A 12,536-nucleotide genomic window follows, 5' to 3' on the forward strand; every position below is an offset into this window, starting at 1 on the left:
TTTTAATTAGTGGTTTAAGTGTATTTCATTGCTTTAAGCCACAATTTAACTATTTGAATATAAGTTATCCCGCATGAAACACTAGATTTGAATAAATTTGCCGACTACACTGCCAATACGTCTAAACCCACACCCGAAACTGGTACAAATGAAAAATCAAAAAAAAGCTATGCTGTTCGGCTTTATTACAGTCTTACTCTGGTCCACGGTAGCCTCCGCATTTAAAATTACTCTTAGCCATTTTGCCCCCATTCAAATGGTTCTAATTGCCTCATTGACCAGTATTGCTCTACTGCTGGGTATTGCTTACCAGCAAAAAAAATTATATTTACTTAAACAATATTTTGTTAAGCAGCCGCTATTCTATTTAACACTGGGGGTAATTAATCCGTTTCTCTATTATTTAGTTTTATTTAAAGCCTATGACTTACTGCCCGCATCACAAGCCCAGGCCTTAAATTATACTTGGGCAATCACACTGACATTATTATCAGTGCCTTTTTTAGGCCAAAAGATCCGAAAAAAAGACTGGGTGGCAATCTTATTCAGTTATACCGGTGCCTTAATCATTGCCACTAAGGGGGATCTATTAGGCCTTAATTTTGAAAGTCCACTTGGGGTTGTATTTGCATTGTTAAGTACATTGATTTGGGCAAGTTACTGGATTATTAATGCGAAAAATAACAATGATCCTATTATTAGTCTGTTACTTGGGTTTTTATTAAGTTTACCCTTTACCCTCGTCGCAACAGCGCTACTCGCAGACTTTAATCTTAGTTCTGTAGAAGGTATTTTAGGCGCGATTTATATCGGCTTATTTGAAATGGGGATTTCATTTGTATTGTGGTTAATGGCCATTAAATTAGCCACCAATACCGCACAGGTAAGTAACCTTATCTTTATTTCGCCATTTATCTCGCTGTTTTTATTAAGTGCCATTGTTGGTGAAGAAATTCATCCTTCGACCTTCATCGGCTTAGTAACAATTATCATCGGACTCGTTATCCAACAAATTAACTGGCGTAAAAAACGTAGTACCGTAACAGTGAAATAATTGTGACACTTGGTGGCTGATAAATAAAATCAGCCACCAGCGGAGTCAAATTAAACCGTAATAATGACTTAATCACGGTTTAATTACTGAAAGTATCACAATCCCCATTACCTCCTCTTGCATATCTAAACCCTAACAGGTTAATGTTTCAATATTCTCTCTTTCTATAACCAGAACATGATCCTATAAAACGCAGAGTAGTGCGTCAGGTAACATGACGAACCGGACAGCAAGATGCCTCAAACAATAGAACAGAAATTAGCAGTAATACGTACCCATATGAATGCAGCAAACTTAGACGCATTTATCGTTCCGCGCGCAGATGAGTACCTTGGCGAATACGTACCAGCACATAATGAACGCCTATTATGGTGCAGTGATTTTACCGGCTCAGCAGGCACAGTAATAATCTTAAAAGATCGCGCCGCCATTTTTACCGATGGTCGTTATACAATTCAGGTTAAGCAGCAAGTTAATGGCGATTGCTTTGAGTTTTATCATCTTATCGAAACACCACATGTTGCTTGGTTAAGTGAACAATTACCCGCCAATGCAAATGTCGGTTATGACGCCAAAGTACATAATTTAAATTGGCATAACGCCAGTAAAAAAACCTTAGCAGATAAACAAATAAACTTAGTGGCAGTCAATGAAAACCCTATTGATTTGAGCTGGTCAGATAGACCTATACCAACAGAAAATTTAGGCCTGTTACTCGATGAGAAATACACTGGCCAGTCAAGTTTAGAAAAACGCCAACAGATTGGTGCCGATATTGAGAAGCAAGGTGCTGATGCCGTTATTATCAGCGCGTTAGATTCTATTGCTTGGTTATTGAATATCCGTGGTAAAGACATTCATTGCTTCTGCGTGATCTTAGGCAGTGCTGTATTACGTAAAGACGGTTCGATGACATTCTTCACCAATCCATCGAAGATCCCCGCTGGTTTTCACGAACACGTTGGCGCAGGTGTTGAGATTGTTGATGAATCACAGGCAACTGTAACTTACCAAGCGCTCGGAGAACAGCAATTACATGTATTAGCAGATCCTGAAGCATCAAATGCATTCAGCCAGCTAACCGCACAGCAAGCTGGTGCGACTCTCATTGCAGGCAATGATCCAGTAGCATTACCAAAAGCCTGTAAAAATGCAGTTGAACTTGCAGGTATGCGTGCCTCACATATTCGTGACGGCGCTTCAGAAGTACGCTTCCTTAATTGGCTAGAAACAGAAGTTGCCGCAGGGCGTTTGCATGATGAAGGTTACCTTTCTGACAAGCTGACAAGTTTCCGTGCATCGAATGAGAACTTCGTTGAATTAAGTTTTGATACTATTTCAGCAGCAGGTGGTAATGCCGCTATGTGTCACTACAATCATAATAATGGCGTGCCAGCACAACTCCCAATGGACAGTATTTACCTGTTCGATTCAGGCGCTCAATACCTTGATGGTACAACCGATATTACCCGTACTGTTGCCATTGGTACACCGAGTGCTGAGCATAAAAAAATGTTCACCTTGGTATTAAAAGGCCATATCGCACTGGCTAAAATGAAATTCCCAGCAGGCACTAACGGTGGTCAACTGGATTCACTCGCGCGTCAATTCTTATGGCAACAAGGTTATGATTATGACCACGGAACTGGGCATGGTGTAGGTTGTTTCTTGAATGTACACGAAGGTCCACACCGTATTGGTAAAAACGCTAACGGCGTAGCATTAGAACAGGGTATGGTGGTATCCAATGAGCCGGGTTACTACAAACAAGATGAATATGGTATCCGTTGTGAGAACCTAATTTATGTTGTTGCTAAAGATAATGGGCATGATGGCAAGACATTCTACGAATTTGAAACATTAACACTGGTTCCTTTTGATTTGCATCTGATAGATCAACAGCTACTCTCACAAGACGAAGTAAACTGGATCAATACTTATCACGCTCAAGTACGTGACGCATTATCCCCATTGTTAACCGGTGCTGATTTACAGTGGCTATCTCAAGCTACACACGCTATTTAATTAATTATTATGTAACCAATCTAATCGATTGGTTATGCATTAGAAGGAGTTGGCATGACCCAACCACAGATCGCTATTTTTAACGAACAAAGCCAAAGCTATCATCATTTAGAATACAAATTGAAAGAGGATGTTTACTTAGCCAATATCCAAAGTGCACTGCAAAAAGCATTATGCAAACAAACAAATGACATTAACATCGTAATTGCCTTTGGTCGTAGTGCCACGAATACGCTATTACCTGATTTACAACTTACTGCATTTGACGATTTTACCGAGATAGCGAGTCCGCACGGCAAAAAAGCCATCGCGAGCCAAGGTGATATAATGTTTTGGATCCATAGCGACAATGCTAGCCATACCTTAGAGCAAGCATTTCATATCCAATCGGTGATAAGTACAATTGCCGATACCCAACTGGATATTTCCGGTTTCCAATACCATAAAAATCGTGATCTCATTGGTTTTGTTGACGGCACTGCTAATCCAAAAGAAGACGCGCGCCAACTAGCTTCGTTGATCCCAACAGGACAACCAGGAGCAGGCGGTAGCTTTGTGTTATCACAAAAATGGGTTCACGATTTAAGTAGTTTCAATGCGATGCCAGTACCGGAGCAAGAAGCGGTTGTAGGTCGTACTAAAGAAGACGATATCGAGTTATCCGGCGATGCGATGCCAGCTAATTCACACGTCAGCCGCACAGATGTATCGGGAATGAAGATATATCGTCGTAGTTCGCCTTATGGTAACGCATCCGAACACGGACTATACTTTTTAGCATTCGCATGTGAACAATTACGCTTTACGACTCAGCTACAACGTATGTATGGAATACCTGACGGAGTCACAGACAGATTGATTGATTATTCAGATGCGGTAACAGGATCATATTGGTTTGCCCCTTCTCAGACAGAGCTAGATACATTAATGAATTAATTTGCATTCAACCGGGAGCGATGATTATGTCGAACGTTATTTTGTATATAGCAACTAGCCTTGATGGCTACATTGCCAGAATGGACCATGACATCTCATGGCTCTCAAATGTTGAAGTCAAAGATGAAGATTATGGTTACCAACAATTTTTCAATGATGTCAGTGCTGTGATCATGGGAAACAGCTCTTTTCAGGTGATTAAAGACTTTGGCGACTGGCCTTATACCAATAAACAATGCTTTGTCGCGTCCCACTCTCCCGACATTGTTCCTAATGATAACGTCACTTTTATTACCGACCCCGCCGCAACAATTAAGCAACTGAAGGCCAGTGATGAAGGTAATATTTGGTTACTTGGTGGTGCAAACTTGGCCGATTCTTTATTACGGCTAGATTTAGTTGATGAATTAATTTTATCTACCATTCCAATTTTACTCGGTAATGGCATACGTTTATTTAATGCGCCTCTGCCAGAACTGGGAGTAACGCTATTATCCTCTCAATCCTATCCATCAGGACTGATACAAACACATTATAAGATAATAAAAAAACAACAAAAATGAATGATACGAATCCGCATTAATACGGCCGATGCCGCTAATATATATTAACGGCATCACCTTAACCCCGACCTGCCATCGTCCCACTTTTTAAATATCCTCAAAACAAGTGCTAACTTACGTTTTATTCTATTGGCGGTTTATCTACATTAAAAATTAAAGTAATATTATGTTATTAATCGTTTTGTTATAAAGCGGATGCCCTTTTTCGAACCCAATACTAAGTATAAGAGCCTTATCCATGTCTAAATGGTTAACTGTTGGTATGAGTACTATTTCTATCGCTGCTGTCGGTTATTTCAACTTCTTCTATCAGCCGCAGCAAGATCTCAACCACATTCAATTACCACTGACACAGGACTGTCGTGTGAATCAACAAGAATGTCAGGTTCAGTTAACACCAGGTCACGCAATTTCACTGTCGATCACGCCATTCAATGCAAAACCAATGACGCCGTTATCCGTTAATTTGAACGGGTCTAACATTGACAATGCCAGTATTACAATTAATGGTGTGAACATGATTATGCCGGGATTCCCTACACAGCTGAATGCCATAAAAAAAGATAGATACCAAGCAGAAACCGCGCTAGCAATCTGTATATTGGGTGAAATGTTATGGCAAGCAGACTTAACCGTCACGGTAGCTGGTCGGCCTTATTTAATACCTTTTCAATTTACCACTACAACTCATTAATTCAGGATGAACAAATGCAAAAATCAATAATTACCACGCTTATCGCAACTGCTATTTTATCTGCAGCACCGACGTTTGCGGCGGAAAAAACTAATATGATGATAATGGACGCTTGGGTTCGAGCTGCACCACCATCTGCAAAAGTACAAGCAGCTTTTTTCACTGTTATGAATCACAGTGATAAACCAATAGTGATCACAGATGTTGAAGCGCAAGGTTTTGGCCGTAGCGAACTGCATTTATCTGGTAAAAAAGATGGCATGATGACAATGCAAAAACAGCAGAAAGTAACAATTCCTGCCAATGCTGTTTTTAAATTTAAGCCGGGTAGCTACCATGTAATGTTATTAGAACCAAACAAGATCGCGGCGCCGGGTGAGTTAGTCAACGTATCCTTCACTTTGTTAAATGGTGAAAAAATTAGTACAAAAATGCCAGTTAAACGTGATAACAGTAAGACTAAAATGGATCACACTAATATGAAACATAATTAGTTTCGACAAAGGATTAACGAATGAAAAAGTCTAAGGCGATAATCGCTGCGGGTATTATCGGCCTTAGTGCACTCGGCGCTATTATTGCCAATAATATACAGCAATCAAATTTACCGACATTCACGACGGCTTACGCACAACCTAAGCAAATAAGCTTGCCAGATTTCGAACTCGGCGATAATAAAGAATACACCAAGGCCTTATTTAAAGGTAAATGGTCATTAGTTTTCTTTGGTTATGCCAGCTGTCCAGACATTTGCCCAACTGAATTATACAACCTCAACAATGTTGCAAATATCATGACTGATGCTGGTAAAACCATGCCACAAGTAGTATTTATTTCGGTCGACCCGAAGCGTGATAGTAATGAAATGCTGACAACTTATACGCATTTTTATAACGACAACTTTATAGGCATCACAGGTGAAACGAGCGAAATTGATAAATTAGTCGCTAGTTTTGGCGTTATTTATCAAAAAACGTTTTTAGCGAATAATGGTAAATATGTCTCTGTGCCTTACAATAGTCCAATACCTGAAGGTCAGCGTGAGAGTTATCTAATTAATCACTCTTCTCGACTGTATTTAGTTAATCCAGAAGGACAATATGTTGCGGCATTTGCACCGCCCCATAGCGCAAAGAAAATAGCTAAAGACCTACTTAAATTATAATGCTGTAATGCTCGTTATTAAGAACCTATGCCTTATAGAAATTAAGAGATAGGTAATTGCGTCGTATTTTTTAGCCCTTCCATCGCAAAGGAAGAGGTAACATCAGTTAATCCATCGACGCAATTAACTAATCGTTTATAAAACACATCAAATGCAGCCATATCTTTCACTAGTACCTTCATCATGTAATCGTATTCGCCAGCCATACGGTAAAACTCGGTCACTTCTGCAAAGCCATCAACACTCACGACAAACTTTTTAAACCAAGTATCACTGTGATTTTGGGTTTTGATATTAACAAAGGCTGTGAGTGCAAGGCCGAGTTTCTGCTCATTTAATAATGCCACTCGGCGTAAGATATAACCGCTATCCTCTAACCGTTTTAACCGCTTCCAGCAAGGCGATACCGTTAAACTCACCTTATCCGCGAGTTCTGCCACTGACAAAGATGCATCGCGCTGCAGTATGTCTAAAATCAATTTATCCTTCGAATCTAACATAATGGAGTAAATCCTTTCCTTAAAAGCCAATATCAGTGATATATATGAAATCATATTTCTGCTTAAAAGCAATATAATTATCGTATTAAATATTCCAGCACTTATATAGAGATAGCCTTATGAATACAAAACTCGTCGCTACATTATTATTTGCATCTGTATGTTTGATCTGGGGTACAACCTGGATGGCTATGGAAATTGCAGTTCATTCAATTCCACCCATCACTGCAACTGGATTACGCTTTGCACTGGCTGCACCGCTATTAATTTTAGCTGCTCGCAAGCTCAATATCCCGCTGATGTTCCCAAAAGGTAAAAATCTTGAATTTGCGTTAATCAGCGTGTTTTATTTTGCGGCACCATTCACCTTAATGATTTTTGGTGAGCAATATATTTCATCTGGATTAGCGTCGATTATTTTTGCCACTATGCCAGTTGTCGTATTAGCATTCGCCGTATTAGTACACCGCCAAAAAGTACACATTCACCAGCTAGCTGGTCTTGCTATTGCTTTGTTTAGTTTAATTACAATTATTAGTAATGAGATGGGCGTAAGTGCGAACGGTAGCCTAATCGGTGTTGGCGCATTGGTGTTAGCCGTATTAATGCACGCTACGATCTATACCAGTGTACAAACCCGTTGTCAGGGTATTCACGTACTGACGTATAATGCACTCCCATGTCTTGTTGCTTCAGTATTATTATTGGCTGTTGGCGCATTCATAGAGCAACCAGACTTTAGCACATTCACGTCAACATCTTGGTTATCAGTTATTTACCTTGGCGTTATTGCTGGTATTGGCGGCATCATGGCTTACTTCCAATTAAATAAAGTGGCAAGCCCATTTCAAGCATCAATCTGTTTCCTTGTGTTCCCCGTTATCGCACTTGGTCTAGACAGTGCAATCAACGGTAGAACGATTAGTCACGAATCATTAGTCATGATGGTAATGCTAACTGCAGGTGTTTTACTGTGTAAATTACCGATTGAATTAATCAGTAAACGTTTCACAAGAATTGCCTCGAAAGTAGAGAAATCGTCATAATTAATGACCGATTTTATAATATAGGCTGCGTTCGCGTTATGCGATAGCAGCCTATACCCATTATTTAAGTGCCGTTAACGACCTATCCCAATCTTTCCAAACCACTTCTAAGCCCATCGTTTTGACTAGACCTGCCATCTCATTTGGTGAACGGTCATCATCAATTTCAAACTGCTCTAAGGCTTTCTCTGTATCGTCAGAATAACCACCGGGTTGGGTTTTCGAGCCCGCACTAATACTGGTGATCCCCAATGGAATAACATTGTCACGAAAATGCTCGGACTCTCGCGTCGATAACGATAATTCCACATCCGGATTAAACAATCTATAAGCACAAATCAACTGTACTAATTGGCGATCATTCATAATCGACTTCGGCTGAAATGCACCTTCACATGGTCTTAAACGTGGGAAAGAAATTGAATACTTGGTTTGCCAATAACGTTTTTGCAAATAATCTAAATGCGCAGCAACATGGAAACAGTCGGTACGCCATTCATCTAAGCCAATTAATGCACCTAGCCCCATTTTATGAATACCAGCTTTGCCTAACCTGTCAGGGGTTTCAATTCGATATTTAAAATCAGACTTCTTACCTTTGATATGGTGTTCGGCATACGTCCGGGGATGATAGGTTTCTTGATACACTAATACTGAATCTAACCCCAATTCTTTTAGTTCTTCATAATCGGCTTGTTCTAGCGGCTGCACTTCCAAGGATAAATGCGAGAACTGCGATTTCAATTCATTAAATACCTGACGAAAATACGGCATACCCACTTTACGTTCCGACTCACCTGCCACTAATAACAAATGATCAAAACCCATTTTTTTAATCGCTCGCGCTTCACTGTTTAACTGCTTCATATCCAGCGTGGTACGACGAATTTTGTTATGCATCGAGAAACCACAATAGGTACAAATATTAGAGCACATATTAGAAAGGTATAACGGCACATAGAATTGGATAGTATTACCAAAACGTTGTCGTGTTAACTGTACACTACGCTGTGCCATCTGCTCTAAATAAGGTTCTGCCGCAGGTGAAATTAAGGCTTGAAAGTCATCCAGATCGAGTCGAGACTTCGATAATGCACGCTCAACATCTGCCGCTGTTTTGGCATAAATGGATAAGCGAATATCATCCCAATCTAATTTTTGTAATTGCTCGTAAAAGCTCATATTTATACCTTAAGTTGGCGTTATTACAGATCTAAAAATGCCGTTAATGGACTAGAAGCAACCGCAGTCTGTGCTTGGCGACCTAATCCAGCTAAATAAGCTTGCCGACCTGCTTGCACAGCTAACGCAAATGCTTGACTCATCGCCACTGGATCTTTAGCCACCGCAATCGCAGTATTAACCAATACCGCATCCGCGCCCATTTCCATGGCTAACGCCGCATGTGATGGCGCGCCAATACCAGCATCAACAATCACAGGGACTGTCGATTGCTCAATAATAATCTCTAAGAACTCTGCAGTACGAATACCTTTGTTTGAACCAATCGGTGCACCTAACGGCATGACTGCAGCAGTACCCACAGCTTCCAGACGTTTACACAATACCGGGTCGGCATGAATGTATGGCAACACATGGAAACCATCACGCGCTAACTGTTCTGTGGCCTTTAAAGTTTCAATTGGATCTGGTAGTAAATATTTTGGGTCTGGATGAATTTCTAATTTAATCCAATTCGTTTGCAATGCTTCACGTGCTAATTGTGCAGCATATACCGCTTCTTTGGCATCACGCGCACCAGACGTATTGGGTAATAAGTTCATACCAGCGGCAATCAAAGGCTTAAGAATATCATCATCTTGATTAGCTAAATCAATGCGTTTTAATGCCATAGTCACTAACTGGGATTGAGATGCAATCAAGGCAGCAGCCATTATTTTTTGATCGCTAAATTTCCCCGTACCGGTAAATAACCGTGATGAAAAGGTTTTATCGGCAATGACAAGCTCATCACTTGGTAATAAGAATGCTGGGTTTAAAGTTGTTACTGACATTTAGCCTCCTGCAATAGCTTGAAATAAAGTCACTCGATCATTTTCTGACAACTCAAAATCATCCCATTTTTGACGTGTAATAATGGCTTGGTTCACCGCTACCGCAATGCCTTTTTCTGGCTGTTCTAATACCGTCAATAATGACGTAATAGTCGTCACTGCTAGGTTATTTATTTCATCGTTAATGATTAATTTCATCTTCTCTCCCTGTCCCTCACATCCAAATATTCAGGCATGAGGTTATTTAATTAACTGCTTAGTTTTACTATTTATATTCAGCACTTATATTTCGTATTGGTATTAGCGACCTGCACACACAGAACAGTCGGGATTTTTAGTGACAGAGAGGTACTGCCATTGCAAGGTTTTACCATCAAAACGCATTAACCTATTTAGTGAAGACAGCGGCATGCTGGTTAAATATTTAATTGCTTCCAATGCTTGCAAAGAACCAATAACACCAACCAAGGGGCCGAGTACTCCCGAGGTACTGCAATTATTCGTTTCAGCTGTTTCTTCAAAAGGATATAAACAGTGATAACACGCCGAATCAGTTTGCTGTGCGTTAAACGAGATCAACTGCCCTTCCATACGAATACCAGCGCCCACTATTAACGGTAGTTTTTGGGTTACACAGATCTTGTTTATCGCTTGCCTAGTCAGCATGTTATCGCTGCAATCAATGACTAAATCAATTTGGGCAAGCATATCTACCATTTGATGATTCGCACTATCGAGGGTTACTCTTTGTGCGATTGCCGTGACACTTATATGTGGATTAAGCTGTGCTAACGAGGCTTTTGCCGCGCTTACCTTCATCTGCTTTAACTGCTGTTGAGTGAAAATAATCTGCCGTTGTAGATTACTTAGCTCAACATGATCATCATCCGCTAAATATAAATGGCCAACACCAGCAGAAGCTAAATACAGAGCAACAGGTGCGCCAAGGCCACCTACACCGACAATCAATACTTTGGCATTACGCAGTGCTAATTGTCCCTGCTCACCGATATCACTAAGCAGTAAATGCGCGCTATAACGCATATATTCCTGATCACTTAATCCGGTCATATTAACGACTCACACTGGTTAAGGATGATTGCGGTTCAGCGATAATCAGTAAGTCGGCAATGGCTTGTTTATAATCGTCAGCGCGAGTTATCGCTGTGACGACAGCGACACTCCCCACACCTGTCGCAGCCACTTGTGGCGCTCTCTCTATGCTAATACCGCCAATAGCGACCAAAGGATAGTCTTGCATTAAATCAGCATAACGCTGTAAACGCTGTAATCCTTGTGGCTTTGAAGGCATGTCTTTAGTGACCGTAGGATAGATATGACCAAGGGCGATATAACTCGGTTTTATTTGATGTGCACGTAATATTTCATAATAACCATGTGTGCTTAAACCCAGTTTTAAACCCGCATTTTTTATCGCAACAAAATCGGCAATAAGCATATCTTCTTGACCTAAATGAACGCCATAAGCACCATGCTCAATAGCTAATTGCCAGTAATCATTGATAAATAAACGCGCTTGGTATTGGCGGCCTAATGCCACAGCAGCTTTAATATCATCAACCACTTCGGCTGGGGCTTTATCTTTAATACGTAATTGCAGGGTTTTAACCCCTTGTTGTAATACTTTATCTAACCATTCGATCGTATCCACCACCGGATATAGCCCAAGGCGGTTGGTATCACAAGGTGCAAAATCATAAGCTAATTGCATTTGTAGAACTAAGCCAAGCTGATCGCCTAATTCCGTATTCGGTAAGACGACCTGTGGGAAATCACTGCGATCGGTAGGCCAACCATCAGAAGTTTGGTTCAAGTAGGCTCTGGCTACCACTAATGCATCATCTACCGGATAATCTTGGGCGATCACAGTTGCCAATGCTGAAGAAAAAACACCACTGTTTTCATCTTTACTTGATGGGGTTAATATCGCGTTTGGTGACGATAATAAGATTTCACGTTGTCCATCAATATAAACATCGAGGACGATAGATTGCTGCTTATTATTAACAGCAATCCCTTTCGCACAAACACCTTCTACGCCGAGGTTCAGTAACGAGTTGATCGCTTGTTTCGTCGCACCAAATAACACAGCAGCATCTGTTCCGCCTTGCTCTTGCGGTAAGATCAATACATCCACGATTGGTAATAAGCGTATTTTAATCACATTTATTAGCACGTTGCCTGCTGATTCAGTCTTTGCCATATCAGATAATGAAATTGATAACGGCTCATAGATAACGGTTAGTTCTGGATATTTTTGCTTATACCCCTGTAAAAAATCAGCTAAGATCTCTACATGTGAGGCTGTCGCTATCACACCGACTTTAATGGCAGACGCTACCGGTGCAGCAGTCAATATCGCTAACTCAGCAGAAAAATCCGCATCAGATAATAGTGTCGTCGATACATGATAACCACCTCCACCCAACGCATTAATCGTATTAATATCAATTTTAGTCGCAACATTATCGCGAGCAGTAAAGCTCGCGATAGTCCAAATAATGGCTTGAGTCATTA

14 protein-coding genes are annotated in these 12,536 nt (G+C 40.6%); 8 read left to right on the forward strand and 6 right to left on the reverse strand.

Annotated elements, in window-relative coordinates:
- The first annotated feature begins 148 nt into the window (after positions 1-148).
- The 7 genes from HWV02_RS21290 (at position 149) to HWV02_RS21320 (ending at position 6,437) form a co-directional block, all read left to right on the forward strand.
- On the forward strand, positions 149-1,054 hold the full coding sequence (locus HWV02_RS21290; protein WP_211677773.1) for a DMT family transporter: 906 nt from the start codon (positions 149-151) through the stop codon (positions 1,052-1,054).
- Between the two features lie 234 nt (positions 1,055-1,288).
- Positions 1,289-3,079: an aminopeptidase P family protein gene (locus HWV02_RS21295; protein WP_211689294.1), complete on the forward strand. Its 1,791-nt coding sequence runs from the start codon at positions 1,289-1,291 to the stop codon at positions 3,077-3,079.
- 54 nt (positions 3,080-3,133) lie between these two features.
- Complete coding sequence (locus tag HWV02_RS21300) at positions 3,134-4,015, forward strand: Dyp-type peroxidase (protein WP_211677775.1); 882 nt, start codon at positions 3,134-3,136, stop codon at positions 4,013-4,015.
- 26 nt (positions 4,016-4,041) lie between these two features.
- Positions 4,042-4,578: a dihydrofolate reductase family protein gene (locus tag HWV02_RS21305; protein ID WP_211677776.1), complete on the forward strand. Its 537-nt coding sequence runs from the start codon at positions 4,042-4,044 to the stop codon at positions 4,576-4,578.
- A gap of 238 nt (positions 4,579-4,816) precedes the next feature.
- Positions 4,817-5,272, forward strand: a complete 456-nt coding sequence (locus HWV02_RS21310; RefSeq protein WP_211673324.1) for a hypothetical protein — start codon at positions 4,817-4,819, stop codon at positions 5,270-5,272.
- A gap of 14 nt (positions 5,273-5,286) precedes the next feature.
- The gene (locus tag HWV02_RS21315) at positions 5,287-5,766 is read left to right on the forward strand and encodes a copper chaperone PCu(A)C (protein ID WP_211677778.1); all 480 of its coding nucleotides are present in this window, start codon (positions 5,287-5,289) and stop codon (positions 5,764-5,766) included.
- A 20-nt stretch (positions 5,767-5,786) separates the two neighbouring features.
- Positions 5,787-6,437 (forward strand): SCO family protein, encoded by a 651-nt coding sequence (locus HWV02_RS21320; RefSeq protein ID WP_211677779.1) that lies wholly within the window; start codon positions 5,787-5,789, stop codon positions 6,435-6,437.
- A gap of 41 nt (positions 6,438-6,478) precedes the next feature.
- Here HWV02_RS21320 and HWV02_RS21325 read toward each other — a convergent pair whose 3' ends face one another.
- Positions 6,479-6,937, reverse strand: coding sequence for an Lrp/AsnC family transcriptional regulator (locus HWV02_RS21325; protein WP_211673327.1), 459 nt, complete (start codon positions 6,935-6,937; stop codon positions 6,479-6,481).
- A 119-nt stretch (positions 6,938-7,056) separates the two neighbouring features.
- Between HWV02_RS21325 and HWV02_RS21330 the strand changes: the two genes are divergently transcribed.
- Complete coding sequence (locus tag HWV02_RS21330; RefSeq protein WP_211673328.1) at positions 7,057-7,983, forward strand: DMT family transporter; 927 nt, start codon at positions 7,057-7,059, stop codon at positions 7,981-7,983.
- Between the two features lie 60 nt (positions 7,984-8,043).
- Here HWV02_RS21330 and thiH read toward each other — a convergent pair whose 3' ends face one another.
- The 5 genes from thiH to thiE all read right to left on the reverse strand — a co-directional run bounded on the left by thiH (position 8,044) and on the right by thiE (position 12,534).
- Positions 8,044-9,165, reverse strand: a complete 1,122-nt coding sequence (gene thiH / locus HWV02_RS21335; RefSeq protein WP_211689295.1) for a 2-iminoacetate synthase ThiH — start codon at positions 9,163-9,165, stop codon at positions 8,044-8,046.
- A 23-nt stretch (positions 9,166-9,188) separates the two neighbouring features.
- On the reverse strand, positions 9,189-9,998 hold the full coding sequence (locus HWV02_RS21340) for a thiazole synthase (RefSeq protein WP_211673330.1): 810 nt from the start codon (positions 9,996-9,998) through the stop codon (positions 9,189-9,191).
- On the reverse strand, positions 9,999-10,196 hold the full coding sequence (thiS, locus tag HWV02_RS21345) for a sulfur carrier protein ThiS (RefSeq protein WP_211673331.1): 198 nt from the start codon (positions 10,194-10,196) through the stop codon (positions 9,999-10,001).
- A gap of 102 nt (positions 10,197-10,298) precedes the next feature.
- The gene (locus HWV02_RS21350; protein WP_211673332.1) at positions 10,299-11,069 is read right to left on the reverse strand and encodes a HesA/MoeB/ThiF family protein; all 771 of its coding nucleotides are present in this window, start codon (positions 11,067-11,069) and stop codon (positions 10,299-10,301) included.
- Position 11,070: 1 nt separating this feature from the next.
- Complete coding sequence (gene thiE, locus HWV02_RS21355; protein WP_211689296.1) at positions 11,071-12,534, reverse strand: thiamine phosphate synthase; 1,464 nt, start codon at positions 12,532-12,534, stop codon at positions 11,071-11,073.
- Positions 12,535-12,536 lie beyond the last annotated feature (2 nt).

Origin of the sequence: Moritella sp. 28 (assembly GCF_018219435.1) — a bacterium.
Lineage (GTDB): Bacteria > Pseudomonadota > Gammaproteobacteria > Enterobacterales > Moritellaceae > Moritella.